This window comes from Mucilaginibacter pankratovii (assembly GCF_014773265.1).
GTDB classification, from domain to species: domain Bacteria; phylum Bacteroidota; class Bacteroidia; order Sphingobacteriales; family Sphingobacteriaceae; genus Mucilaginibacter; species Mucilaginibacter pankratovii.
Genome location: NZ_JACWMY010000013.1, coordinates 111,984 through 138,342, shown reverse-complemented (window position 1 = coordinate 138,342; position 26,359 = coordinate 111,984). Strand labels below are relative to the sequence as shown.

The following is a 26,359-nucleotide window of genomic DNA, read 5'->3' as shown; positions in this document are numbered from 1 at the left end:
GTTTATCAGGAATGCAAAGGTGGCAAAAACCTTAAAATTATCGGCTTTTATTTTATGAATAAATTGTAAGGTTATTTTGTTATTTTCATTGCGCCTAAATCAATTTAAGCCTTATATGAATAAATTTATACCAGTAGTTTTCTTTTTCATTCTCTTAAGTTCGGTGGCCCATAGCCAGGATTTTACCTATGGGGATAATTCTGCCGGGGAAATGGGTATGAAAAAGTACGATAAAGATACCGCCGCCCGGGCGGTTGTGTTAAATGAGTATGGCGTGGCCCGCATAGCCGATGACGTTGACGGCAACATCAGGGTGATGCGGGATTATCATATCAAAATAAAGATCCTGAGCACCAAGGGTTTTGATAAAGGCACAGTAGAGATCCCCTTACATATTTATTCCTCATCGGAAGATGATGTTACAGATATTAAAGGTTATACTACTTATGTAGACGATAATGGCACTGCCCAAAGTGCCGAACTCAACTCGCGCTCGGCTTTTACCACCAGGGAGAACAAATATTGGAAAACAGTTAAGTTTACCATGCCAAATCTAAAACCAGGCTGTATCATCGAGTATAAATATACGCTGCGGTCGCCGGGCTGGTGGTCCTTCCCGTCATGGCAGCTGCAGGATGATATCCCTAAGATCAATTCCAGGTATGATGTTCACATCCCCGGATTCTGGAATTTTAATATCTCGCTGCGCGGTCCCTATAAGCTTACCAAAAACACCGCTGACATTGAAAAAGAATGTTTTACCTGGTATGGTGCCAAAGCCGATTGTTCCTACATGGTTTTCCAGATGGAGAATGTGCCGGCGTTTATTGAGGAGGAGAACATGACCTCGCCAAAAAATTTCATGTCGGCAGTTTACTTCGAGCTTTCTGATTATACCAACCCAAGCAACGGGCAAAAAATAAAAGTTACTAAACAGTGGACGGATATTGACCTTAACATGAAACGGTCGGACTATTTTGGTTCGCAGCTAAAAAAGAAGGATCAATTAAAAACCTATATAGCGCCCGTAGTAGCCGGCAAAACTGATGATCTGGCCAAAGCGAAGGCCATATTTGCCTACATCCAAAAAACGATAAAATGGAACAATCTGTATTCTACCGGCAGCGAGGGAATAAAGAAGGCGCTTGACGATCACAGCGGCACTATAGGAGATATTAACCTGGCGCTGGTTACCGCGCTAAACTCGGCCGGTATAAATACCGAAGCTGTATTGTTAAGCACGCGTGCCAACGGCCTTATTAACAAGTTGTACCCTGTAGAAGATGATTTTAACTATGTGATTGCAAAGGCTAACATAGGCGATAAAAGCTATTTGCTGGATGCTACAGACCCCTTGCTTGGCTTTAATATGCTGCCGCTGAGATGCCTGAACGATCAGGGCCGTGTGATGAGTTTAGATAAACCGAGCTATTGGATAGATATGGTTTCTCCGCAGCGCAAATCGCAAAACAGCGCTTACGATCTTACCCTGCAAAGCAATGGAAAACTAAAAGGAACCCTGACAACCTACTACATGGGATATGAGGGCTACGAAAAAAGGAAAGCCATTAAAAAATTCAACACCCAGGACGAGTATATAGAAAACCTGGACGAAAGGCTTGTGAAAACAAAAATACTGAATGCCGAAATAACCAACCTGGATAGCCTGGACCTGCCACTGCAGGAAAAACTGGAAGTGGAAATAGATGCCTTCGACAACTTAAATCACGACAGGCTGGCGTTTAACCCCTTCTTTTTCGACAGGATAACCAATAACCCATTTAAGCTTAACGAACGAAATTACCCCGTGGACTGGGGAATGCCATCAGACGACCGCTTTATGCTGACCATGCATTTGCCTGCCGGGTATGTAATTGACAGCGCGCCGCAGGGTATAGCACTTAGCCTGCCAAACCAGGGCGGTAAGTTCCTTACCAACTTTGCAGGCGAAGGCAGCAGTTTTACTTTCTCCAACATCCTGCAGTTTAATAAAACGGTGTACGAAGCCGAAGAATATCCGTATTTAAAAGAATTGTATAATAAGATCATATCAACCCAAAAAGCGGATATAGTGTTTAAAAAGAAATAGATGAGAAGGATTTGTACCGCGATTTTTATGTTGATGCTGGCAACCCCGGCCAAAGCTCAGCCTAATTATGATGTAGGCCTTATACCTAAAACCTTGCTGCCATATGCCAGCGCTGTAGTAAGGGGCGAGGAGGTGAATATTGAGGTAAAGGATAATGACAACACGGTTTACCACATAAAAAAGGCCATAACCGTGCTCAATAAAAATGGCGATGATATAGCCCGAATTGTATTGTGGTATAACAAAACAAACACTATACGCAACTTTAAGGGCACTACCTACAATGAATTTGGCAAACCGATAGGTAAATTCACCGAGAAGGAACTCATAGATGAGAGTGCAACTGCAAGTTATTCGCTGTTTGATGACTCGCGGGTGAAACACTTTATTCCGTCCATTGGTGCATACCCGTATACCATTGAGTATGAATATGAACTCCGCTCAAAGCAATCGCTTAATTTTAGCGATTGGGCACCAAACGATTCGCCGGGGCTGGCGGTAGAAAAAAGTACTTTTACATTTACTTGCAACCCAACCTTTAATATCAGGTACAAAGAGATCAATATGCCCGGTAGTGTTAGCACCGGCGCAACAAAAGACGGGCTTAAAACCTATACATGGCAGGTAACCAATATGAAGGCTTTTAAAAATGAGCCTTATAGCCCCAATGAGGAAGAATATCTTAGCCTGGTGAAAATTGCGCCGCAAAATTTCAAATATGAGGGTTTAAGCGGCTCGTTCAACAACTGGAAAGAGCTTGGCCAATGGACCTACGATAAACTGTTGGCCAACCGCAGGGAATTGCCACCGGCAACCGTGCAATATATTAAAGATATTACCGCGGGCATAAACGACCCAAAGCTAAAGGCAAAAAAGATATACGAATATATGCAGGGCAAAACCCGGTACATCAGCGTACAGGTAGGTATTGGTGGCTACCGGCCGTTTTTAGCATCAGATGTGGACCGTACCAGCTATGGCGACTGCAAAGCGTTGGTAAACTATACACAGGCCCTGCTAAATACAGTGGGTATCGAATCGTGGTACTGTGTGGTGGAGGCAGGAAGTCGCAAGAGAAGCCTGATGCCCGATTTTGCAAGCATGGATCAGGGTAACCATATTATTTTGTGCCTGCCATTTAAAAATGATACTACCTTTTTAGAATGCACCAGCCAAAAGATACCATTTGGGTATTTAAGTGATTTTACCGATGATCGTAACGTATTGGCCTGCACCCCACAGGGTGGTAAACTGATGCACACTACAAAATATACCGCCCAGGTAAACCTGCAGCTGCGAAAGGCGGATTTTGTTGTTGATAACACCGGTTTGCTTACGGGTAATATCAGCACCGTTTTTAAAGGTACCCAATATGATAACCGTGGCGAATTGCTTGACGAACCGCGAACCGAGCAATTGAAGTTGTTCCCCAAATTATACCCGGCTATCAATAACCTGGATGTACAAAGTTTTGATTTTAAGGAAGAGAAAAACGTGTTGCCCTTAATAACAGAGACCATTAAACTAAACGCTCGCGACTTTGCCACCACAGATAACGGCAAAATATATTTTTCGTTAAACCCGCTTAACCGTACAGGCCGTGCGCCGCGCGAAGTGCGTAACCGCACCACTGCCCTTTATATTAACAGCGGCTATACAGATGAGGATGAGATAACGTATAAGCTACCTGCCGGGTATAAAGTTGAGTTTACGCCTTTGGATGTAACCATTGATAATCCTTTTGGCAAATTTTTAGCAAAAATGGCGGTAAACGGCGATAAGCTAACCTTTAAACGCCGTTTGCAGTTGTTAGAAGGCACCTACAGTAAAGAGCTTTACAGCCAGCTGGTGGAATTTTATCAACAGGTAGCCGATGCCGATAATTATAATGTAACGCTGGTGAAAAATTGATCAGCCGAAGATGAGGATGCCGAGGATGATACCAACGATCATGATGACGTAAAGCATGATCTCGGTACCGGCGAAACGCTTATATTTAGTCCAGAAAGAGTAATCCTGTTTTGGTTTCTCCATAATACTACAAAAATATACAATTATATTTAGCTATGAATATAACCGAAGAAGAAGAGATAAAGAAAGAGTTCCAGCTGGAACGGGTTATCCTGTTCAGCGACGCGGTGTTTGCCATTATCATCACCATTATGGTACTGGAAATAAAATTACCGGAAGGCCTGCGCCACGCAGAGCGAAAGGAGATCCGGCATGCTTTGCTGGAACTTGCACCCAGGCTGTTTGGCTACGTAACGGCTTTCTTTTTTGTGGGAATGTTTTGGGTAAAACACCTTAAGATCTTCAGCTATTTAAAAGATTATAGCAACGCGCTCATTGTTTGGAATTTAGTGTTCCTGTTCTTTATCTCGCTTTTCCCGTTCGCTGTATCTACCATGACGGGTTCTTTGGGGCCGGGGAGCGCCATCGGGCTTTTCATTTATTTTAATGTGATCGCCTTTAGCATCCTGGCACAAAGTTTACTCACGCGGTACCTTATTAAACATGCCGGCACACTTTGTATTAAGCCGCAGCAAATAGAAACCAACCTGAAATGGAAAGTGCAGCGGCTGAACTTTATCACTATACCTTTATTGTATGCTTACGTTACTGCCTGTACTTATTATGAAGTAAACACCCAGTTTGTTAGTGTTGGCTTTATAATATGGGCGCTATCGCTTGCGCGGGCGCGCAGGGCATATTACCCGGGCGATACCAATGACGAACCTTTAATTCGCCGGTTATTTGCATCGCGAAAGCGGAGAAAAGCGGTGGCCGTTGAAACTGCCGATAGAGCATAGATGAACAGCCTGGTTAATTCCCCGATGTAGTTAGCGATGAATCAATAACTGAGCCCGCGCGCGAGAAATATTGGTAAATGCCATTATCATGGAGTTTAACGATCACCACACCGCGGCGGGTGCTGGCATGTACAATGTAACCGTTTTGCAGGTAAACGCCCACGTGGCTGAATTGCTTACCATCAAAATCAAAAAAAACGAGGTCGCCTTCTTTTAGTTCTTCCTCGTACTTACGCTTGATGTTGTTTACCTGCATAGCACAGGTGCGTGGTACGGGCATATCATAAACCTGTAGTTGCAGCAAAAATACCAGGCCCGAGCAGTCAACGCCCTCCTTATCCATACCACCAAAGCGATAGGGGGTGCCCATCCATTCATCTATAAAGCTGTAAAGCCTGCCGTTTTGGATATCGTTACGTTTAAGGCCCATCATAGCCGCGTATTTATCGGCAATTTCCTTATCGGGTTTTACCATTACATACGGGCCACGATTTACCTTCGGTAGGGCTATGCCGCCATTGTTGCTGTTCCTCACGGTTAGCTTACGCGAGTGGCAGGCGCTTAAAAGTATCGTTGCAGCAAAAATAAAGGCTAAATTGGTATAGCGTTTTAAAAACATTGTACTAAAGATATCGCTAAAGGTAAAAACGTTACAGTGGATGTTATAAACATTTCAACAGATGTGCGGATGTGCAAATAGATGTGCAGATTTCAAATGTGCGGATATGCAGATGAGGAGCATATCAATTTTCTCATTTGCACATCTGAAATTCGCACATCCGCAGCTACCCTTTTATCACCCTTTGTATCTCATCCAGTTTCATCAAAGCTTCTACCGGGGTTAGGGTGTTCACATCCAGGTTATTCAGCGTATCGCGGATCTTCACCAGCACGGGATCATCTATCGAGAACATCTGCATCTGTACGGCTTGTTTCTGCACCTTGCGGATGCTTTCTTTAATATGTTCACCGCCGGTGCGTTCATGCTCCAGTTTTTTCAGGATCTCGTTGGCGCGGCTCAATACCTTTTGCGGCATCCCCGCCAGTTTGGCTACGTGGATCCCGAAACTGTGCTCGCTGCCGCCCGGCACCAGCTTGCGCAGGAAGATGATCTGCTGGCCAACTTCTTTTACCGACACGTTGAAATTTTTGATGCGGTTAAAGGTGTTGCTCAGTTCGTTCAGCTCGTGGTAGTGGGTGGCAAAAAGCGTTTTGGCACGCGCCGTTGTCTGGTTGTGCAAATACTCGGCTATCGACCAGGCGATGGAGATCCCGTCATAAGTTGAAGTTCCGCGGCCTATCTCGTCAAGCAAGATCAGGCTTCGGTCTGATAAGTTATTAAGGATACTCGCTGTTTCGTTCATCTCCACCATAAAGGTTGATTCGCCCGACGATAAGTTGTCTGATGCACCAACCCGGGTAAAGATCTTATCTACCAAACCAATAGAAGCAGCTTTAGCGGGCACAAAACAGCCCATCTGCGCCATCAGTACAATAAGGCCCGTTTGCCTTAGCAAGGCCGATTTACCCGCCATGTTGGGGCCCGTAATGATGATGATCTGCTGCGAATCCGAATCGAGGAAAACATCGTTGGTGATGTATTCTTCGCCAAGGGGCAGGTTCTTTTCTATCACGGGGTGGCGGCCGCCTTTAATATCCAGCACGCGGCTGTCATTCACGTTAGGCTTTACGTAATAGTTTTTGATGGATATAGTCGCAAAATTCAGCAGCACATCCAAACGGGCTATCAGTTGGGCGTTGAGTTGTATGGGTTTAATGTATTCGGCCAATGCGTACAGCAGGTCGTTATACAGCTTGGTTTCCAGGACCAGGATCTTTTCTTCGGCGCCTAATATCTGCTCCTCGTATTCTTTAAGCTCCGGGGTAATGTAACGCTCGGCGTTCACCAGCGTTTGCTTGCGGATCCACTCGGTAGGCACCTTTTCGCGGTGACTATGAGTAACCTCCAGGTAATATCCAAATACGTTGTTGAACGATACCTTTAAAGACGGTATACCCGTTGCCTCCGCCTCGCGCTTTTGTATCTCCAGCAGGTAGCCCTTACCGCCAAAGGCGATCTTACGCAGCCTGTCGAGTTCTTCGTTAATCCCTTCGTTCATTACCGAACCTTTTACCATCATTACCGGCGGCTCGGGATGTAGTTCGTGGGCTATCTTTTCGCAGATGGTAGCACATGGGTTTAGCTGCTCGCCAATGGCGCGCAGTGGTTCGCTATCAGTAGTCTCCGTTATCTTCTTTATTTCGGCAATGGCCAGCAAGGCTTTTTTCAACTGGCAAACCTCGCGCGGGTTAGCCCTTTGCAGGCCTATTTTAGAAATGAGCCTCTCCAGATCGCTTATCTGGCGGATGTACTGCTGCAACGTTTCGCGCAGTTCTTCCTCCGCTATAAAATGCTCTACAACGCCAAGGCGATCGTTTATGGGCTTTATTTCTTTCAGCGGCATCACTATCCAGCGGCGCAGCAAACGGGCACCCATAGGGGAGCAGGTATTGTCCAGTACATCTACCAGGGTTTTGGCGTTCTCGTTATGAGAACCTACAAGTTCCAGGTTGCGGATGCTGAACCTATCGAGCCACAAGTAGCGGTCTTCCTCAATACGCCCAATGGCGCTGATGTGCTGCAGGTTGCGGTGTTCGGTCTCGTTTAAATAATGCAACGCCACGCCGGCTGCCACAATGCCTAAGTTGAGTTTTTCGATCCCAAAACCTTTAAGCGACTTTACGCCAAAATGCTTCAGCAGGGTTTCCTGCGCGTAATCGCCGCTGTAAGGCCAATCATCAAGGGTATAGGTGTAAAAGCGGTCGCCGTAATTATCTTTAAAATCGTGCTGGCGGCTTTTGGGGTAGATCACCTCGCTGGGTGCGTAGCTTTGCAGCAACTTATCGATATAGTTGACATTTCCCTGGGCGGTTAAAAATTCGCCTGTAGATATATCTATCAGCGCAATGCCTATACTGTTCTTTTCAAAATGAAGCGAAGCAAGGTAATTGTTGCTCTTTTGCTGCAGGATGTTATCGTTAATAGCCACGCCGGGCGTCACCAGTTCGGTAACACCGCGCTTAACAATAGTTTTGGTGGTTTTTGGGTCTTCCAGCTGGTCGCAGATGGCTACGCGCTGCCCTGCACGCACCAGTTTAGGCAGGTAGGTTTCCAGCGAATGATGCGGGAAACCGGCAAGTTCTATAAAGGTGGCGGCACCATTTCCGCGGCGCGTAAGTACAATACCCAAAATGCCGGCGGCTTTAATGGCGTCTTCGCCAAAGGTTTCGTAAAAATCGCCCACGCGGAACAGCAGCAAAGCACCGGGGTACTTCACCTTTATAGCGTTATACTGCTGCATTAAAGGGGTTTCTTTGGTTTCGGTGGTTTTGGCCAAGTTAGTGCTTTTAATAATCTGCTAATTTAATCCATTGCCTTTGGATTAAAGCCATTGTGGAAAAGTTGCAGGAATGTTAGTTACGTGGTGAATGGTGAATGGGTGATTCAACCACTCACCAATAATGGCACCACCGCTTACCAGCGGTCCGGGCTTTGCCGGGCTTCGCTTCGCTGCGGCCCCGTTGCCATTGCTCTATTGCCCGCGCACCGTGGCTTCCCCTTTCAATCCCTGGTGCGGGAGAGTCTGAAGTCGGGAAGTCGAAGATTTCCTTTCTTTCGGACTTCCCGACTCAGCGCACAAACTCCATTAAATACTCCGAAACATAGTCATTTTTGTCGTTATCATTATCCTTGTAAAACAGCCTTGCGAAGCGGGATGAACGTACCGATGATAGTTTATTTACGCTGTTTGCCTCCGAACTCAGGGGTTGCAGCGATGGATACCATAGGGTATGTCCTGGCTTGTTGGCCAAAAGCTGTGGTTTACCCCATTCTTGGGAGTTGTTGCCGATGCCTAAATCACGGTTTTTGTTGAAGGATACGTATACGCTGCTACCTTTCCATGACGGGCCCTCTGCTTTGGCCATCGTCATCACCCAGCACTTGAGGTATACGTTCCAGCTAACAGATGGCCCCCAGTAATATTTAGCTGTAGGAGAGGAGGTGGGCCCGCCGCCCTCAGCCTGTGGTATTTGCAAAGATGCTACGGGTTTGCCCACGCCGTTGTAAGGTGCGTTAAAACCTTTGCCATCCCATCGTTTTGCTTTTCCTTCGGGGTGGTTCAAGTCGCTTATTAAAATACGGGCTATGCTGATGCATTGTCCCTGCCATTCGGTTTTAGGGTTATAGTTTTTTTCATCAAAAGCTCCCGGATAACCGTATTCACCGTAGAAGAGGTATAGGTAATTACCATTAGCGATGGCAGAGGGATCGCCGGTGCCCCCGGCGAAATTGATGGCCGTGTTATTAGGCTTCAATATCATGCGCGGCTGCTCATCCTCAATAAATATTCCGCGGTTCACCCAACTTTTGCCGTCGTCGGCAGAGCGCATAATGCCAATGCGGCATACTGCCGAAGCGGTTTCGGCACCACGCAGCCCTTCGGGCCATTTATGGTTCTTGTAGCCTTTGCCGGTTTTAGCATCGTAAGGTAAAGTTGCCGGGTAGTTTTCATTATGATACAAAGCATACAGCGTTTTGCCCGACCGGTCGCCCGCATCCTGGTAGATCGATTCGAACCATATTGCGCCGTGGAGCCCCGGTTTGCCCGGCTCAACATTTGGCGGCAATTTCGGTTCGGTAAATCCGCTTTCCGGCGTGCTGATAACCTCGTCCACCGTTTTGCCCGATGCATATTTTAGGTTGTTGGATGGCCCCCAAACCGGGTCCTCGCCGTACTTGCCGGGGAAAATGGTGAACCTAGTGCCCACCCAAACTTCCGACATATTGCAATCTACAAACGATTTAAAAACAAACCTTTTTACCGGCGTAAGTTTAACCGTTGGTGTGTTTTTTGTATCTCGACGGTCTGTTCGAGGGTAATAAAACGAGTAAACAATTATCAGGCATACCATAGTGCATACCCATGGCAGGAACGGTTTTTTAAACATAATACGATTGTGCCGGTTTGAAATTGGTTGGGTCGTTTCTGATTGAAACGCCTTTATTTAATGCAATATACAAATGGTTTCCAGCTTATTATCTATCTTGTAACAAATTAACCAAGATGAAAACACTGTTGGTAGTTGCTTTAATGATATTAATGGGCGGTGTTGCTTACGCACAAACAACACGCGCAGATTCGGCAAGGATATTGAAAGCTGTAAAAGCCGATCTTAAAAAGTTCAAGCTGGACAAACGACTATGGAAAGATTTTAAAGACCGGCAGTTCGGCGTTACTTCAGATCATTTTAAACCAGTTAAGGCCAGTGTTAGCGATAGCACATTGTTGAATGATTCAGTGTATGTGAGAGCTTACCGTGCGGGTGCGGCAAAAAAAACTTCGAAGCGGCACACTACCGGGCATTATTTTTTGTTTGCTGGTGGCGCATCGATAATAATACTTGCTGCAGCTATGCTAACCGCTGTGGCCTTAGCATTTAGCGCGTGGAATTAAATTGAAATGGGTTTATTAAATATTACAGATATCCGTCTTCAGAATCAGCATTTAGTGAATACAGAGTTTTCCAACCCGGCAGATGTTGTAAAATCTATGGGCGCCGTGCAATCGCAGGACTACAACGGCGCTAAATGGGCGCTGGGCCAGCGAATGAAAAACGCGACTGATGATTTGATAGATAAGGCCTTAGCCGACGGCGATATCATCCGCACCCATGTGCTGCGCCCAACCTGGCATTTTGTACATCCGGCTGATATTCGCTGGATGCTGGAACTTACTGCCAAACGCATCCAGGCAGCAGCAGCATCGTATCACCGCCAATTACAACTTGATAAACAAATATTGGCTAAATGCGAAAATCTGATCGTGAAAGCTCTGAATGGCAGGCAACAGATGGCGCGGGAGGAAGTTGCTGCATTTTTTAATCAGCATGGCATAGCCACCAACGAGCAGCGTTTTGTACACATTATGGAGCACCTGGAACTGGAGCAGCTGGTTTGCAGTGGTGGCCGCGAAGGGAAGCGATTTACCTATGCTTTGTTTGACGAGCGTGTACCCAAAACCAAACCGATAGATAAAGCTGAGGCCATCGCCATGCTTGCCGAACGTTATTTTACATCACACGGCCCGGCAACCATAGCCGATTTTGCCTGGTGGAGCGGCTTAACCAACACCGATGCTAAAGCAGGGCTGGAAGCGGTTAAATCAAAACTAAGCAGTCATGAGGCTGATGGCAACACTTATTGGTTTGTTGAGCGGGAAGCAGCCGGCGTTAAGACAAACATGGTTCAGCTATTGCCTAATTACGATGAATACATCGTGAGTTACAAAGACCGCGGCGCAACCATCGATACCAAATACATCAGCAAAGCAGACCCGCGCGGAACCATCTTTAACCACACTATTCTCATCAATGGCAAAATTGAAGGGCTTTGGAAACGCGCGATAAAAAAGGATGCGCTGGAAGTTGAGCTGACACCCTTTAAAGCATTAAGTCAGCAAAATTTGAAAGCGGTTGAAAAGGCGGCAAAAGCTTACGCTAAGTTTTTGGGCCTGAGGCATGTTATTATAGTGTAACGCTAAAGCGGTTTGCTTTGCAGTCGCTTCGCCAGTTTACCTATAGTTAAGCCCTGTACCAATATGGAGAACACCACTATAATATAAGTGATCAGCACAAACTCATCGCGGTACATGTTGGTGCCGAGAGATAGTGCCATTGCTACCGAAAGGCCGCCACGCAAGCCGCCCCAGGTAAGGATGGTTACAGCATTTTTTTCGAATTTTATTTTGTAACGCAATAGCGAGACCGGGATGAATACCGAGATCCATCGCGCCAGCAAAACAATAAGGATGCTGATAACGCCGATAACCATCACTACAGGGTTTATTTTGATGATGAGCATCTCCAGGCCGATGAGCAGAAAAAGCACGGCGTTGAGGATCTCATCTATCAGTTCCCAAAACTTGTCGAGGTAATCGCGGCTTACATCAGATAATCCCTCGTGCCTTTTATTGCCGGTAATGATGCCCGCGACTACCATGGCCAAGGGGCCAGATATGTGTAATCGCCCCGCTAAAAAATAGCCGCCCATTACAATAGCAAGGGTAATTAAAACCTCCACTTTATAATCATCTACAGAGCGTAGTGCCCAAAAGCCCGCATAACCAAGCGCAGCGCCAAACATTAGGCCGCCAACTGCTTCCTGCAAAAATAGTTTGCTAACTGCTACTGCAGAAAAATCCCCGGAGCGGGCCACCTCTGCAATGCTGATGAAGATCACCACCGCCACGCCGTCATTAAACAACGATTCGCCGGAGATCTTTAGTTCGAGCGAGGCAGGTATTTTCGCCTCTTTTAATATCGCCAAAACGGCTATAGGGTCGGTAGGGGATATTAGCGCGCCAAACAGCAGACAATAAATAAAGGGTATGCTGATATGAAACAGGATGAAGAGGTAGTAAACCATGCCGCCTACCAAAAAGGTAGAGATGAGCGTGCCTGCCGTAGCCAGCAATATAATTGGCCAGCGCTCTTTTTTTAACTTGGCAGCATCGATATGGATCGCCCCGGCAAAAAGCAGAAAACTGAGCATGAAATTCATCAGCACATCCTCAAAGTTTACCGATGTGGCCAATTCGGTGGCTTTTTTCAATAAGCCCGAATTGGAACCGCCAAATGGCGCCAGTAACATGGAGCATAGCAGCGAGAGCACCATAATGCCAATAGTAGGCGGCCATTTTATAAACCGGTTGTTGATATAGGCGAATAAGGCGGTAAGTACAATGGTGATGGTAATGATCTCCTGGGTGCTCATATATGCGCAATTTACCCATAATATGGCTTATTTAGGTAGATAAAGCGATTCCCCTGCTAAAAATAGAGCGCGGGAAAGGAATTTGTGATCAGTGCTGACAGATTAGAAATTGTTAAATTTTGCAAAGTTCTGCCCACGTTAACTCCATGGGCAAATCAGCCTTGCTAAATTCAATATGGATCACTTTGCGGGGTTTGTGGTTGGTTGTACGGTTTGATGCGTGAAGCAGCAAAGGGCGCATTACCATGATGCCGCCGGCTTTAACAGCACAGGTAGTTTCAGTTTCCCCATCCCAATCAATGGTTTCGGGCCTGTAAATGCCTTTGAGATGCGATCCGGGCACCACTTTTAGAGCACCATTACCTTCATCGGCATCGTCCAGATGGATGCGGATGGTGAAGTTATCCTGTAGGATATTTAGAGGGGGCTGTACAGCAAACTGGTTTTGTTTAACCGTCCACGGCCCAAAACCGGGAAGATTGGTCCGCTTATCTACAGAGATAGTAAGGTCCTGGTGCCAGGCTACAAACCAGTTAGATTCTTCGGGCTTATCAAAATAAATGGCTTTCACCATGAAGTAACCGTCGCCAAATAAAGCGGTTATGGTATTCTTTAGCTTCGCCGTAAAAATAAGCGATTGCGCTTCGGGAATTTCTTTGAGAAACTGCCTGATAGCGAAAAGCCCCGCCGATTTACGGAATGTACTCTTATCAGCGTTGGTTTTATTGATTTGCTGTAAAATAGAACGGATCTCATCCGGCCCAAAAATATCTTCTACAACAGTAAACCCATTGTTAGCTATGTTTTGCAGATGAGATCCGTACATGCGCTTAGGCAAAAGACCTTTTTAGAAACTATTCCTAACGCTGTTGCTGAAGGTTTTGGTGCTCCAGTAACCGCTGTCCAGTATCCGGCGAACGGTTAGCAATGGATAATCCGGGTCGCGTTTATCAGCCAGCTGGAACGCTAATTTGAACCCTCTTTTTTGGATCTCCGGCAACACTGGTTTTTTCCAGATTCCAAAGGGGTATGCAAAGTACACGATCTCTTTACCGGTTATTTCTTGCAGTTTTTTGGTTGGCTTATCTATCTGGGTAACCCAGTCATCAACCGGGCGGTTGGTTATTTTACCGTTCTTGCCTTTTATCTGGAACACGCCGTTATGTGTGTATTTGTCCACCCGGTGGTGGTCCCAGGTGTGGCTGGCAATTACGTTACCATCATCTGATAATTTTTTAACCATCTCGGCAGTCATGTAACGCGGGCGGCCGATAGATACGGTCATTACAAAATAAACCGCTTTAAAGCCGTATTTCTTTAGCTCCGGCGCGGCAACAGTGAACTGGTCCAGATCCGTATCATCGAACGTAAGCATGATAGGCTTTTTAGGCAATGCAGCACCGGTTGTTAAATAATTATATAATTGATTGGGCAGGATAGTGTGGTAACCGCTATCGGCCAGCATTTTAATGTGCTCTTTAAAAGCTGCTATTTGTACAATATAATCCTTAGCGCCTTTGCTGTCGGTAGCCTTCCAGTCGCGGATCTGGTGGTAGCATACAATGGGTACCTGTTTGCGGGCCATTACAGCGGCATTATCTACCGGGCCGGTTGCCAGTTTGGCTACCACATCGGGCGAGCCGGGTTGCTGTGAGGCAACGGTGTCAGTAGCTTTTTTATCGGTTGAGGCGGGTTTAGACTGGCACGATATCATGCCTAAAACGAACAGTGGTAACAGGGCAGAAAATTGCTTTAACATAGATGGATGATTATTTATCGGTTACTGGGCGCTAAAATAATACAATTCTAAAGGATATATTATTAACTGTTAATAAATAAAATAGAATTAAAGTACAATCCGCTTACCCTCCGCAATAGAACGTTTGGCGGCATCGAGTATCTGCATCACTATCATATTATACTTTAGCGATGAGCGGTCGTTAATGCCAAGCAAGCGGTTTTTTAGCACCAGCTGCAGGTAGGTAACCGGGTTATCCAGTGGCGCTTCCAGCGCGGTGCTGTTGCTTGCACTGGTTGAAGTATCATTTACACGGGTAACAATATTGTTCTTATCCAATGCGTGCATGTAGCCTTTATCGCCAAATACTTCTAGGTCTTTTATCGAGAACGGCCAGTTCCACGATGCTTCTACGAGGCCGGTGGCCGTAGGGTATTCTATTAAAATATTAACATCATCTTCCACCTTGGGGTAAACATTCAGTTTAAAGTGGCGTGCAACGGCGGTTACGGCAATTGGTTTCTGGCCTTCCATCAGCCAGGTCATCAGGTTGGCCCCATAGCAGCCAAAATCGATAAGGGCACCGCCGCCATTCAGCTCAGGGTCGGTAAGCCAGCTTAAAAACTCCGGGCTACAGCCAATTTCTTTTGGCCCCTGGTGCCCATCGTGCACCACCATTTTACGGATGCGGCCGATGCTATCCTTAGATGCCACGTTGTATACATGCTGATAGGAAGGGTACCAGGTAGTTTCGTAATTGGTAAGCAGTTTGATGTAGTATTTCAATGCTAAAAACTCCATACGCTTAGCCTGCGCAAGGGTAGCGGCCAAAGGTTTCTCTACCATAACGCTAATGCCCAGGGGGGCGCAGATCTCCACTACATCGATGTGTTTGGCAACGGGATTATAGCCCAAAACGGCATCCGGTTTTTTGGTGGTTACCATTTTCTTCAGGTCGTCGAAAAAGATAGAATCGGGGAGTTTGTACCGCTCCTGGTATTTGGCGCGGAGCTGTTTGTCCGCCTCGGCAATACCAACGATGATCACCTTGCCCTGCTGGTAATCGCTCAGGATGCCGTTCACATGATCGTGCGACATGCCCGCTATGCCCAGTCTGAGGGTACTCATGGGCAGTGGCGGCACAAATGGGATGGCCGCCGCTGCCGTAGCAGGCTTCACCTTTACGGTATCCTGCGCAAATGAAATTGAATTAACAGCAGCCACCAGGGCCAGGCAGCAAAAAAATCTTGTTAATTTCATCATGATCTATATCTCAATACTATTTTTCTGTTGATAACGAATAAGGCACATCCTCAGCTTTGATGCCCCTTGCTTTATTAGGCGTTGCCGACATGCTGAAATTAAGTACCCCGCCCTGCAATAAAGCGGCATGACTTAGCCAGTTGTAATCGTACGGCTTGCCGTTTACCGTTAAAGCGCTTACATAACGGTTCGCATCGCTGTTTGTTGGTGCGTTGATGATAACTTTTTTGCCGTTCTCTAAGGTAAGTGTGAGTTTTTTAAACAAGGGAGTACCCAAAACGTACTGGCCGCTGGATGGGCATACCGGGTAAAAACCCATTGCCGAAAACACATACCAGGCCGATGTTTGGCCGTTATCCTCGTCGCCGCAGTAACCATCCGGGGTGGCTTTGTAAAGCTTGTTCATTACATCGCGCACGTGGGTTTGGGTTTTCCATGGCTGGCCCGCGTAATTGTACAGGTAAGGCATGTGTTGGATAGGCTGATTACCGTGCGCATACTGGCCCATGCCTGCTATCTGCATCTCGCGGATCTCGTGGATAACCTCACCGTAATAGCTGTCGTCAAATACCGGTGGTAAGGACCATACTGAATCCAGTTTAGCTATAAATTTTTGCTTGCCGCCCATTAAACCGATAAGGCCGTTGATATCATGAAAAACACTCCAGGTGTAGTGCCAGCTATTACCTTCGGTGAAAGCATCGCCCCATTTAAAAGGATTAAAAGGGCTCTGGAATTTACCATCTTTGTTTTTGCCGCGCATCAGGCCCGTTTGCGGGTCGAACAGGTTTTTGTAGTTCATGCTGCGTTGTTTATACAAATCGGTTTCTGCTGCAGGGCGGCCCAGTGCTTTGCCTAATTTATATATGGTGAAATCGTCGTAAGCGTACTCCAAGGTACGCGCGGCGTTCTCGTTTATCTTCACGTCATAAGGCACATAACCTAACTCATTATAATATTGTACGCCATCGCGGCCGGTAGCGTTGGGGCCATCGTTGTTGGCACCATGTGTTAAAGCCTCGTATAGGGTGTTGATATCGTAACCACGGCCACCCTTGAGGTAAGCATCAGATACTACAGATGCGGAGTTGTTGCCCACCATTACATCAGAATAACCCGGGCTGCTCCATTCGGGCAACCAGCCGCCTTCTTTATAATCGTTCACCAAACCGGCCTGCATTTCTTTGTTGATGGCCGGGTAAACCAAATTCAGGAAGGGGTACAAAGCACGGAAGGTATCCCAAAAGCCCGTACCTGCGAATTTATAGCCGGGGTGAATAGCACCATCTTGTGCACTCCAGTGTATTGGTTGGTTCTTCGCATCCAGTTCATACATTTTATTAGGGAAGAACAGCATCCGGTAAAGGCAAGAGTAAAAGGTACGGGTTTGGTCGACCGTGCCGCCTTCAACCGCTAAACGGTTCAGTGTTTTGTTCCAGGTAGCTTTGGCCTTAGCACAAGTCGCATCAAAATTATCTTTACCAACCTCGCGTTGCAGGCTTATTTCAGCTTGTTCTATGCTGATGAAAGACGAAGCAACCCGCAGGTTTACTTTCTTGCCTTTGGCTGTTTTAAAACCAATAACCGCGCTCACATGCTTGGCATTAAGTTCGCTGCCCTCGTTCAAAGTGCTGTCGCTATAAACCTGAGCCAGGGCGATAGGCTTATCTACATAAATAACAAAGTAGTTTTTAAAGTTTTTTAGCGGCCCGCGGGCGTACTTGGTAGAGTAGCCTACTATTTTGCCTGCGCTGCGGTCTACTTTAATGTATGAGCCCTTGTCGAAAGCATCTATCACAATAAAGGAGCTATCCGATTTTGGATAGGTGAACCTGAACTGCGCGCTGCGCTCGGTAGGTGTTATTTCGGTAGTAACATCATGGTCGGCCAGGTAAACGCTGTAGTAGTAGGGTTTGGCTATCTCTGTTTTATGAGAGAACCAGCTTTGACGGCCATTTTGGGTAACTTTTATTTTGCCCGTTGCGGGCATAATGGCAAACTGCCCGTAATCATTCATCCACGGCGATGGCTGGTGGGTTTGTTTAAAGCCGTTTATCTTGTAGGCATCGTAGGTATATTGCCAACCATCACCCATTTTTCCGGTTTGCGGTGTCCAAAAGTTCATCCCCCAGGGCAGGGCAATGGCAGGGTAGGTGTTACCGTTACTCAGGTCGTATTTAGATTGGGTACCCATTAGGGGGTTTATCCATTCAACCGGGTCGGTTATTTTAGCGGCCTGTTGGGCAAAGGTTGTGGTAGCGAAAAGTATCGAGCTTAAAAAGAGGAATCTTTTTTTCATACATGAATTGATATTGGCAGAATTAAACTGCCGGTAAATATAAAAGACTGGCGGGTATTGCCAGTCTTTTATATTGTAAAATTATTACCACCCGGGGTTTTGGGTGAGTTTTGTGTTGGTATTTATCTCCCTTTGCGGTATCGCCCACAGGTAATACTGCTGCTTCATGGTTACCCCCTGTTCGTTAGGGGTGGAGGTAGCCTCGCCAAAGGTGTTGTTTTTAACGTCATATACCTTGTGAGTACGCTGGATATCAAAATAAGATTTATCCTCGTAGGCCAGCTCGTGATAACGCTCGCGCCAAACCTCTTCCCTAAAGGCCTGTTTTGATAATGCGCCTATGGGTGCAAGTTGAGCGCGCGCCCGTATTTTATTCAGCTGCGCAATAGCCGTGGCATTTGGGCTGCCTTCGGCTTCGTTACTCGCCTCGGCATATATCAGCATTGCTTCGGGCAGGCGCAGCAAAGTGTAGTTCTCGTCGCTTTTACCATTGCCCAGGGCGCTTTCCACATGGAAGTATTTATAAAGCGCGTGTTCGCCAAATTGAATAATGGTTCCGGGGTCTTTATCCTTGGGATAGCTGGAAAAATAAAATTGCCTTTCCTGTGTACGCAGATCGCCGGCGGGGTAGCTGGCAACAAACTCGTTTGTAGGTATCATAGCGCCGAGGTGATCGCCGTATGCTCCAACCTGCAGATTGAATGGCAGCGTTAGCTGCGGGATAGCATTTTCGCGCACACCCACCAAATAGTTGATCTGGAAGATGAGCTCGCCGGTGTTTTTATGCGCGTTATCGTGCAAGTAGTCGTACTTATCAAACAGGGTGTACTGGCTTAACACCGGTAAAACTTCCTGTGCGGCCAGGGCGTAGTTCTCTGGTTTGTTTAAGGGGAACCCCGCCATGGTTAAGTATACGCTGCCAAGCAATGTGCGCACAGCACCAAGCGATGCGCGGCCGGTTTCGTCTTTTTCTGCCATGCCCGAAGCCTTTGCAGCCTGCAGGTCGGTTACAATCTGCGCGTACACATCGGCAATAGGGGTACGGGTAGGGTACAGGTTCTCGCTGTTTATGGCAACCGGCTCGGTAATTAAAGGCACATCGCCATAAAGCCTCACCAGGTGATAATAAAAGAACGCCCTTAAAAAGTACGCCTCGCCCAGCAGGCGTTTTTTTGCGGCATCATCCATACTGATCTTGGGGATGTTGGCGATAGCGATGTTAGCATTAGAAATAGCATTATAACTATTGGCCCATACCGTTTGAAAACCCGGATTAACCGAACTTGTAGTTTGGGTGATAACGGCCCTGTTGTTTACACTCTGCCCTAGCGATGTAGTGTGGCCTGCAAAAAGTTCAATGGTGATAAAGGGGCTTTCGCCATAGGCATCGCCGTTTTGGAACATGTATAACGAGGTATAAATACCATTTACAAAGGTTTGGGCCTGCGATGCGCTTGTAAAGTAGTTATCCTTTACAAAATTGCCTTTATTTTCCTCGTCGAGGTATTTTCTGCAGCTGCCGAGGGGCGCAACAAGGATCAGTAGTAACAAGCCGACCCTGTATTTTTTTAAGTTAAACTTCATAATAGCGTATATTAATTGTTGTTTAATTAGAAACTTGCGTTAACACCAAGCAGGAAGGTTCTTGGTTTTGGATAATCATAAAACTGGATGCCCTGGGTAAAGTTGCTGTTACCGTTGTAAGTAGATACCTCAGGATCGTAACCGGTGTATTTGGTTATCAGGAACAGATTTTGCCCTTGCGCGTAAACCCTCAGCCTGCTCATTTTTAATTTCTTAAGAATGTTATCAGCAAAAGTGTAACCCAGTGTTACCGCCCTGCCACGTATGAACGATCCGTTCTCCACTTTGGTGGAATAGATCTCGGTTTGGTACCTCACGTAAGCTGGCCTGTTCTCGGCTATGCTGGTGTTTTGGTTCTCAGGCGTCCAGGCGTTTAATACGGTGGCGTAGCTGTTTGCCTGGCCGGTACGGTCCTGGCCCGAGTGGCGGGTGAGGTTCATGATCTGGTTGCCGTAGTTAAACTGCAGTTCCACACCAAGGTCGATGTTTTTGTAGCGGAAGTTGTTGGTAAAGGTACCGTAGCCATCCGGAGTAGATTTTCCTAATACCTCGCGGTCATCGGCGCTGATCTTGCCGTCACCGTTCAAATCCTTTATTTTCAGATCGCCTGGCAACAGGTTGTATTTAGCCGCTTCGGTAGCTTCGCTGGTTCCCCAGGTGCCTAACACTGTGTAGCCATAGAAACTACCAGGGGCAAGCCCAACACGCATCAGGTTAAAATCTGAAAGGAAGCCCGGCGACAGGTAGATATCGTCGTTGCTTTCGCCCAATGAAATGATCTTACTTTTCAGCAGCGAGATATTGAAGGAGGTGTTCCAGCTAAAGTTATTAGTTCTGATGTTTTGTGTGCTGATGGTAAACTCTAAACCTTTGTTTTGCAGCTTACCTATGTTTTTATAAACGCTGCCGAAACCACTTGTTTGTGGTAATGGTGCATTCAGCAATAACGCCTGGGTTTTCTTTAAGTAGGCGTCAGCTTCCAAAGTAACACGGTTGTTAAATAAACCAAGGGATACACCAAAATCTATCTCAGAGTTTTTCTCCCATGAAAGATCCTCGTTACCAATAGTGGTTTGGCGTGTGCCGATAGTTTGGGCGCCGCCAAAAACGTAATTGGTTGTTTCTATCCTGGCCTGTGATTGGTATTGGCCAATTTCGGAGTTACCTGTTAGCCCGTAGCTTAAGCGGAACTTTAGATCGGAAATGGTTTTGTTATCCTTTAGAAAAGCTTCCTGCGATGCCCGCCAGGCCAGTGCGGCAGAAGGAAAGAACCCGTATTTTACGTTTTTACCAAAGCGCGATGAACCATCCTGGCGGCCGGTAACTGTTAACAGGTATTTCTCTTTGTAATTGTAATTCACCCTGCCAAAGAACGATTGCATTTGCCATGCATCGTAGTTAGAGCTGGGGATACCCGGTACGCTTCCTGCGCCGAGGTTGTAGTAACCATAAAAATTATCAGATAAAATACTGGTGGATGCGCCAAAGCCGGTTTGCTTGAAATTCTGGCGCTCGAAACCCGCTACAACGTTTATCCTGTGGATGTTGTTAAACGTTTTATCGTAGGTGAAGTGGTTCTCCCATTGCCAGAAGGTGTTGTTGCGTTCGCTGATGGATGCCGAACTGTACTTTTGATCGGGCGTGGCGCCGCCAACCAAACCGGTTTGCGAGTTAGGATAGTAGTTGGCAGAGGTAGTTACACCCAGCGTACTGCGAAATTGCAGACCCGGGAACAGGTTGAAGTTTAAATAACCGTTACCGCTAAATACGCGGATCCTGGTCAATTGATTAATTTCGTTTAACTGTGCAACCGGGTTGTCGCCGCCTTCCATATTGGGATAATCGGTACGTTTACCATAGCTGCCGTCGGGGTATTTTATAGGGATGATAGGTATCATCTCGATAAGCATACGCGGGATATTGTTACCGCCGGTTCCGTTATCCTGGGCTCGTCCATCCTGGGCATTATAGTTTAAGGTAGCGCCAACCTTTAACCACGATTTTACCTGGTTATCAAAAGTAAGGCGGGCATTGTAGCGTTTTAAGTAGCTGTTGATGATGATACCCTGATCGTCGGCATAGTTTAAGAATAAACCATAGTTAAGCTTTTCTGTAGCGCCGGTGAACGATAGGTTATGGTTTTGGCTCACAGCGGTGCGGGTGGTCTCGTCCTGCCAGTCTACATCATACAGCGGCTGCAGGTTCGAGTCGAACAGCTTACCAATGAGTGCGGTACGGATAACCTTTGGGTCGTCATCGGCGTACTTGCCTGCCGCCCAGCCAACCGGGTCGTATTTTTTGATGTTAGCGTACGATTGGTCTTCCACAGCTAAAAACTGTTTGGCGTTTAGTACCGGTATTTTGCGTGCCATTTTGCTTACGCTTACATAGCTATCGTAGCTTATTGCAGATGGCGCGCCTTTGTTGCCACGTTTGGTGGTCACCAAAATAACGCCGTTTGCACCACGTGTACCATAAATAGCGGTAGAGGATGCATCTTTCAGCACATCTATCGATTCTACATCGTTGGGGTTGATGGCGTTACCGCCTTCTGTCCAAACCACGCCATCTACCACGTACAATGGGTCGGTATTAGTGTTGATAGAGCTGTACCCACGGATGCGGATTTTGGTAGCGCCACCCGGTGCGCCCGAGTTGGTAGATACGTTTACACCGGCAAGTTTACCGGCCAATTGCTGCTCGAGGTTGGTTTGGGGCCTTTCCTGTAACTGGCGGCCGCTCACGCTACCTACCGATCCGGTAAGGTCTACACGTTTTTGGGTGCCGTAACCAACTACCACCACTTCGTTAAGCGCCATTGGCTGCTCTGCCAGTAACACATCAACGGTTGTGCGATTGTTAATGGCAACTTCCTGCGTATTATAGCCAATAAAGCTGAATACCAGCGTGCCGCTGCCCTCGGGAACGGTGAGTTTGTACTTGCCGTTTACATCGGTTACGGTACCGGTTGTAGTGCCTTTAAGCTTTACGTTAACACCGGGGAGGGGGCCTTTGGCATCGGTAACGGTACCAACAATGTCTATCGCTTTAATTTCAACGGAGTTATTGTCGGCATCCTTCTTTTTTACCACAATGGTCTCCTGGAAGATCTTGTAGGTAAGCGGCTGGCCTTCAAAGGCTTTGTCGAGCGCCTCTGCAATGGTGACTTTCGTTACATCGATGTTGATAGCGCCCGCCTTTGATACATCCTGCTTATCATACATAAAATGATAACCGGTTTGTTTTTCTATCTGGCGCAGGATCTTTTCAACCGAGGTGTTCTTTTGTTTTAAAGAAACCACCTGGCTAAACGTTTTAGCGCTTACAGTAGTGAATGCTGCAATTATTAAAATGGCAGTGAGTTTCATAACCAAAATAATTTTGGAAAGTTTAGGCCACGCCTCGGGCAGGGCCTTAGAATTAAAATTCATAAGTTTGTAGAGTTTGGGTTAAACATTAAGTTTCAATTCGTCTGATTGCGATGGTTGGGGAACCCAGATATTTAGCCGGAGAAGTGGGTCGAAACACTTCCCGGTTTTTTTATGATCTGTTGGTACGTTTAGCCCAACCGGGTTCGCCTTGCGGGCTAACTTGGTTTTCGTCGTAGTTCTTCTGTCATGATGCGTTTTTTAAAGGTGGATATTGGTAAATATGTATTGGGTGTTTTTTTGGCTGGTTATAAAACAATGATGTTCTTTCCTTCAATTTTTAATTTTACGCCGGTATACTCCAGCATATTCAGCAACTCCGATGCTTTGACATTGCGTGCTATACGGCCATTAAATTCGCGGTGGGGTATCTTACCTTTGTAAACCACATCTACATCGTACCAGCGCGATGCCTGGCGCAGTATCATATCTATCCCCGCATCCCTGAACTGGAAGATGCCGTTCTTCCAGGCGGTTTCGTCGTCTACGTCTACATCATCAACCACTTTGCTTTGGCCGTTGGCGGTTATCTGGGCCTGCTGGCCGGGTTTCAGCCTTGCATTAAAGCTGCCGCTTTTGATATTCACCGCGCCTTCCAGCAGGGTGGTTTTCATGGTGGCCTCATCATCGTAGGCCATTATGTTGAAATGGGTGCCTAATACCTCAATTTCGGCCCGGTTGGTTTTAACTTTAAATGGCATCGCCGGGTTTTTAGCCACTTCAAAATATGCCTCACCGGTGATGTTCACCTCACGGGTTTTACCAGTAAAAAACGTAGGAAAGCGCAGCGAAGAAGCCGCGTTCAGCCAAACTTTAGTGCCATCGGGCAAAATAATTTGGTACTGCCCGCCGCGCGGGGTTACTATGGTATTGATGGATGGGGTAGGGTTATTGTCGGCTATGGCGGCTGCGTTATACAGCAATTGGCCGTCGGCGGTTTTTTTAACTATGGTGGCGCCTTGTTTGGCAAGCGTGCCGTTTTGGGCGTTATCTAAAACAATGGTTTTGCCATTGGCGAGGGTAAGTATGGCTTTGTTGCCGCCTGGTAAGGCATCATGCGCAGGGCGCTTTACCACTACGGCCTGTGTCTGCACAGTTTTTTTTTGTCGTAGGTACTTGTGCGCGCAAAAGCCAACGAACAATAACATCACTGCCGCCGCCGCTATTTTGCCCCATAGAATCAATGGCTTGCCTGGTTTTTTGCTGGTATCCGCATCGGCGGAGCCTAATATATTCTTTAAAATGGCGCTTGATCTCTCGGGATCAAATAATGGCTCTCCCGGTTTAAGCTCGTCCCAGGCCTGGCGAATGTAGCGTGACAGTTCCTCATCGCACTTGCCGGCATCTATTATAGCAAACAGTTCGTCGCGCTCTTGCGGAGTGGCCGTTTGGTTATAATATTTATCAAAAAGGTATTGCAACCTCAACCTGGATGTTTTCATTAAATCTTGTTCAAAAATTGGCAGTGTATAAAAGCCGGGGAGCTTTATGTTAAAGACACAAAAGGCAAATAAAAAGGGGGTATTGCTTCTTAATTTTTTTTCAAAATAATTGCGGCAAGCGCAATAACAGCCGACATGTCCATGTTCGACTGTACAAAATTGGTGATAGAATGGGTAGATGCCTGCAGGTATTTCTTCACGGTTTCGCGCGAGATGCCCATCTGGTTTGCTATCTCATCATACTTCAGGCGCTTGTGGCGGCTAAGCAGGTATACTTTTTGCTGCTGCGGCGGCAGGTGATCGATAGCCTCGTCGAGCAGGCTGTAATAAGCATCTAAGCCGCTATTCTCTTCGGGGATCAGCGCCATCGCGTTTTCTTCGATGGTTTTTTGGCGGAGACGTTCTTTGGCAAGCTTTCGCAGGCAGTTGAGCGCATGGTTTTTAGAAATTACAAATAAATAAGCCCGGAAATGCTGTACAGCGGCAAGGCTTTCGCGGCTGAGCCAGATCTTCAGGAAAACATCCTGCACCACTTCTTCGGCCAATTCGGCCGAACCTGTGATTCGGTAAATATGCGTACCTAAAAGCTGGTGATGGGTATTGAACAGTTCGCTAAAGGCATGTTCATCTCCATCTGCAACTCTCAAAAGCAAGTCGTTTTCGCAAGGTAATACGTCTAACATAGGCTGTTATTGGTAGCGGCAAGTAATAAAAAATATACTACAACCGCAAACCCAATAATGTTTTAATGTTAAAAAAGTATCACATTGTGTAATTTATACACATTTTAATTGCTTGAGTGGTAAATATTTAACCTTTGATAAAAATCACCATTCGGCGAAAAATGTTAAAATAATGACGGATTACCGCCCAGTTTTATCCTGCCTAAATGCTTATAAGCGGCTTCGGTTGCCTCGCGGCCACGGGCTGTTCGCATTAAAAAACCTTCCTGAATCAAAAAAGGTTCGTAAACTTCTTCTATAGTACCCTCTTCTTCGCCGACGGCGGTGGCTATGGTTTTTAAGCCCACAGGGCCACCTTTAAATTTATCTATAATGGTTGTAAGAATGCGGTTATCCATCTCGTCCAGCCCGTGCTCATCTACGTTAAGGGCATTCAAAGCGTATTTGGCAATGGCGGTATCAATGTTGCCATCTCCCTTTATCTGGGCAAAATCCCGCGTACGGCGCAGCAGGGCGTTGGCAATACGGGGTGTACCGCGGCTACGGCGCGCAATTTCGTAGGCGCCTTCATCGCTGATGGGGGTTTTTAATATGGATGAGGAGCGTAAAACGATGGTGGTTAAAAGTTTTGCGTCGTAATATTCCAGCCTGGCGTTGATGCCAAACCTTGCCCGTAATGGCGCAGTAAGTAATCCCGAGCGGGTGGTTGCACCAACAAGGGTGAAGGGGTTGAGTGAGATCTGCACCGAACGCGCGTTTGGCCCGCTCTCCAGCATAATATCTATCTTAAAATCTTCCATGGCTGAGTACAGGTATTCTTCTACCAGCGGACTCAGGCGGTGGATCTCGTCAATAAAAAGGATGTCGCCCGTCTCCAGGTTGGTGAGCAGGCCGGCCAGGTCGCCCGGTTTATCAAGTACCGGGCCCGATGTTATTTTAATACCGACGCCCATTTCGTTGGCCACAATGTGCGAGAGGGTGGTTTTGCCCAGCCCGGGAGGGCCGTGCAGCAGCACATGGTCCAGCGCTTCGCCACGCTGGCGGGCCGCCTGTACAAATATTTTTAAGTTGGCTAATATCTTATGCTGCCCCGTAAAATCTTCAAAAGCCTGCGGGCGCAATACTTTTTCTATATCGCGTTCGGCAGGAGAGAGGCGCTCACGTTCCGGGTCAAGATTTTCATTCATTG

Annotated in this window: 19 protein-coding genes; 5 read left to right on the top strand and 14 right to left on the bottom strand. The window is 46.8% G+C overall.

All coding sequences use genetic code 11. The features are described 5' to 3' along the window. The first annotated feature begins 115 nt into the window (after positions 1-115). Both IDJ77_RS22670 and IDJ77_RS22665 read left to right on the top strand, forming a co-directional pair. Positions 116-2,089: a DUF3857 domain-containing protein gene (locus IDJ77_RS22670; protein ID WP_191191265.1), complete on the top strand. Its 1,974-nt coding sequence runs from the start codon at positions 116-118 to the stop codon at positions 2,087-2,089. Beyond that, the gene (locus IDJ77_RS22665; protein ID WP_191191264.1) at positions 2,090-4,000 is read left to right on the top strand and encodes a DUF3857 domain-containing protein; all 1,911 of its coding nucleotides are present in this window, start codon (positions 2,090-2,092) and stop codon (positions 3,998-4,000) included. Here the strand turns inward: IDJ77_RS22665 and IDJ77_RS27895 are convergent, their stop codons facing one another. Beyond that, on the bottom strand, positions 4,001-4,123 hold the full coding sequence (locus tag IDJ77_RS27895) for a hypothetical protein (protein WP_262892804.1): 123 nt from the start codon (positions 4,121-4,123) through the stop codon (positions 4,001-4,003). 32 nt (positions 4,124-4,155) lie between these two features. Between IDJ77_RS27895 and IDJ77_RS22660 the strand changes: the two genes are divergently transcribed. Beyond that, positions 4,156-4,899, top strand: a complete 744-nt coding sequence (locus tag IDJ77_RS22660) for a TMEM175 family protein (protein ID WP_191191263.1) — start codon at positions 4,156-4,158, stop codon at positions 4,897-4,899. A gap of 13 nt (positions 4,900-4,912) precedes the next feature. On the opposite strand, the gene IDJ77_RS22655 is transcribed toward IDJ77_RS22660, so the two are convergent. From IDJ77_RS22655 to IDJ77_RS22645, 3 genes are all read right to left on the bottom strand, one after another. Next, positions 4,913-5,518: a C40 family peptidase gene (locus IDJ77_RS22655; protein ID WP_191191262.1), complete on the bottom strand. Its 606-nt coding sequence runs from the start codon at positions 5,516-5,518 to the stop codon at positions 4,913-4,915. 166 nt (positions 5,519-5,684) lie between these two features. Then, positions 5,685-8,261: a DNA mismatch repair protein MutS gene (mutS, locus tag IDJ77_RS22650; protein ID WP_191191332.1), complete on the bottom strand. Its 2,577-nt coding sequence runs from the start codon at positions 8,259-8,261 to the stop codon at positions 5,685-5,687. Between the two features lie 328 nt (positions 8,262-8,589). Then, the gene (locus tag IDJ77_RS22645; RefSeq protein ID WP_191191261.1) at positions 8,590-9,909 is read right to left on the bottom strand and encodes a hypothetical protein; all 1,320 of its coding nucleotides are present in this window, start codon (positions 9,907-9,909) and stop codon (positions 8,590-8,592) included. Positions 9,910-10,025: 116 nt separating this feature from the next. Between IDJ77_RS22645 and IDJ77_RS22640 the strand changes: the two genes are divergently transcribed. Both IDJ77_RS22640 and IDJ77_RS22635 read left to right on the top strand, forming a co-directional pair. Further along, positions 10,026-10,415, top strand: coding sequence for a hypothetical protein (locus IDJ77_RS22640; protein WP_191191260.1), 390 nt, complete (start codon positions 10,026-10,028; stop codon positions 10,413-10,415). Between the two features lie 6 nt (positions 10,416-10,421). Beyond that, positions 10,422-11,495, top strand: a complete 1,074-nt coding sequence (locus IDJ77_RS22635) for a winged helix DNA-binding domain-containing protein (RefSeq protein WP_191191259.1) — start codon at positions 10,422-10,424, stop codon at positions 11,493-11,495. A 2-nt stretch (positions 11,496-11,497) separates the two neighbouring features. Here IDJ77_RS22635 and IDJ77_RS22630 read toward each other — a convergent pair whose 3' ends face one another. The 10 genes from IDJ77_RS22630 to ruvB form a co-directional block, all read right to left on the bottom strand. After that, positions 11,498-12,733 carry a cation:proton antiporter gene (locus tag IDJ77_RS22630; RefSeq protein WP_191191258.1) on the bottom strand — a complete coding sequence of 412 codons (1,236 nt, stop codon included), beginning with the start codon at positions 12,731-12,733 and terminating at the stop codon, positions 11,498-11,500. 112 nt (positions 12,734-12,845) lie between these two features. Further along, on the bottom strand, positions 12,846-13,559 hold the full coding sequence (locus IDJ77_RS22625) for a phytanoyl-CoA dioxygenase family protein (RefSeq protein ID WP_191191257.1): 714 nt from the start codon (positions 13,557-13,559) through the stop codon (positions 12,846-12,848). Between the two features lie 21 nt (positions 13,560-13,580). After that, a complete protein-coding gene (locus IDJ77_RS22620) occupies positions 13,581-14,492 on the bottom strand; it encodes a polysaccharide deacetylase family protein (RefSeq protein ID WP_191191256.1) in 912 nt (303 codons plus the stop codon). Between the two features lie 87 nt (positions 14,493-14,579). Continuing rightward, positions 14,580-15,734, bottom strand: a complete 1,155-nt coding sequence (locus tag IDJ77_RS22615) for a Gfo/Idh/MocA family protein (protein ID WP_224751200.1) — start codon at positions 15,732-15,734, stop codon at positions 14,580-14,582. A 16-nt stretch (positions 15,735-15,750) separates the two neighbouring features. Continuing rightward, entirely contained in the window at positions 15,751-18,033 is a 2,283-nt protein-coding gene (locus IDJ77_RS22610) for a GH92 family glycosyl hydrolase (RefSeq protein ID WP_191191255.1), read from the bottom strand. 84 nt (positions 18,034-18,117) lie between these two features. Further along, positions 18,118-19,617, bottom strand: coding sequence for a RagB/SusD family nutrient uptake outer membrane protein (locus IDJ77_RS22605; RefSeq protein WP_191191254.1), 1,500 nt, complete (start codon positions 19,615-19,617; stop codon positions 18,118-18,120). Between the two features lie 26 nt (positions 19,618-19,643). Next, positions 19,644-23,048: a TonB-dependent receptor gene (locus IDJ77_RS22600; protein ID WP_191191253.1), complete on the bottom strand. Its 3,405-nt coding sequence runs from the start codon at positions 23,046-23,048 to the stop codon at positions 19,644-19,646. A 245-nt stretch (positions 23,049-23,293) separates the two neighbouring features. After that, a complete protein-coding gene (locus tag IDJ77_RS22595) occupies positions 23,294-24,487 on the bottom strand; it encodes a FecR family protein (RefSeq protein ID WP_191191252.1) in 1,194 nt (397 codons plus the stop codon). Positions 24,488-24,576: 89 nt separating this feature from the next. Beyond that, on the bottom strand, positions 24,577-25,170 hold the full coding sequence (locus IDJ77_RS22590) for an RNA polymerase sigma factor (RefSeq protein ID WP_191191251.1): 594 nt from the start codon (positions 25,168-25,170) through the stop codon (positions 24,577-24,579). A 164-nt stretch (positions 25,171-25,334) separates the two neighbouring features. Continuing rightward, complete coding sequence (gene ruvB, locus IDJ77_RS22585; RefSeq protein WP_191191250.1) at positions 25,335-26,357, bottom strand: Holliday junction branch migration DNA helicase RuvB; 1,023 nt, start codon at positions 26,355-26,357, stop codon at positions 25,335-25,337. Positions 26,358-26,359 lie beyond the last annotated feature (2 nt).

Excerpts from the sequence above, each read along its gene's own strand:
- IDJ77_RS22625 (WP_191191257.1), bottom strand. The coding sequence starts at position 13,559 with ATGTACGGATCTCATCTGCAAAACATAGCTAACAATGGGTTTACTGTT.
- IDJ77_RS22600 (WP_191191253.1), bottom strand. The coding sequence starts at position 23,048 with ATGAATTTTAATTCTAAGGCCCTGCCCGAGGCGTGGCCTAAACTTTCC.
- IDJ77_RS22660 (WP_191191263.1), top strand. The coding sequence starts at position 4,156 with ATGAATATAACCGAAGAAGAAGAGATAAAGAAAGAGTTCCAGCTGGAA.
- IDJ77_RS22620 (WP_191191256.1), bottom strand. The coding sequence starts at position 14,492 with ATGTTAAAGCAATTTTCTGCCCTGTTACCACTGTTCGTTTTAGGCATG.
- IDJ77_RS22630 (WP_191191258.1), bottom strand. The coding sequence starts at position 12,733 with ATGAGCACCCAGGAGATCATTACCATCACCATTGTACTTACCGCCTTA.
- IDJ77_RS22605 (WP_191191254.1), bottom strand. The coding sequence starts at position 19,617 with ATGAAGTTTAACTTAAAAAAATACAGGGTCGGCTTGTTACTACTGATC.
- IDJ77_RS22670 (WP_191191265.1), top strand. The coding sequence starts at position 116 with ATGAATAAATTTATACCAGTAGTTTTCTTTTTCATTCTCTTAAGTTCG.
- IDJ77_RS22645 (WP_191191261.1), bottom strand. The coding sequence starts at position 9,909 with ATGTTTAAAAAACCGTTCCTGCCATGGGTATGCACTATGGTATGCCTG.
- IDJ77_RS22635 (WP_191191259.1), top strand. The coding sequence starts at position 10,422 with ATGGGTTTATTAAATATTACAGATATCCGTCTTCAGAATCAGCATTTA.
- IDJ77_RS22640 (WP_191191260.1), top strand. The coding sequence starts at position 10,026 with ATGAAAACACTGTTGGTAGTTGCTTTAATGATATTAATGGGCGGTGTT.
- IDJ77_RS22665 (WP_191191264.1), top strand. The coding sequence starts at position 2,090 with ATGAGAAGGATTTGTACCGCGATTTTTATGTTGATGCTGGCAACCCCG.
- IDJ77_RS22610 (WP_191191255.1), bottom strand. The coding sequence starts at position 18,033 with ATGAAAAAAAGATTCCTCTTTTTAAGCTCGATACTTTTCGCTACCACA.
- IDJ77_RS22590 (WP_191191251.1), bottom strand. The coding sequence starts at position 25,170 with ATGTTAGACGTATTACCTTGCGAAAACGACTTGCTTTTGAGAGTTGCA.
- ruvB (WP_191191250.1), bottom strand. The coding sequence starts at position 26,357 with ATGAATGAAAATCTTGACCCGGAACGTGAGCGCCTCTCTCCTGCCGAA.
- IDJ77_RS22595 (WP_191191252.1), bottom strand. The coding sequence starts at position 24,487 with ATGAAAACATCCAGGTTGAGGTTGCAATACCTTTTTGATAAATATTAT.
- IDJ77_RS22615 (WP_224751200.1), bottom strand. The coding sequence starts at position 15,734 with ATGATGAAATTAACAAGATTTTTTTGCTGCCTGGCCCTGGTGGCTGCT.
- IDJ77_RS27895 (WP_262892804.1), bottom strand. The coding sequence starts at position 4,123 with ATGGAGAAACCAAAACAGGATTACTCTTTCTGGACTAAATATAAGCGT.
- IDJ77_RS22655 (WP_191191262.1), bottom strand. The coding sequence starts at position 5,518 with ATGTTTTTAAAACGCTATACCAATTTAGCCTTTATTTTTGCTGCAACG.
- mutS (WP_191191332.1), bottom strand. The coding sequence starts at position 8,261 with ATGCAGCAGTATAACGCTATAAAGGTGAAGTACCCCGGTGCTTTGCTG.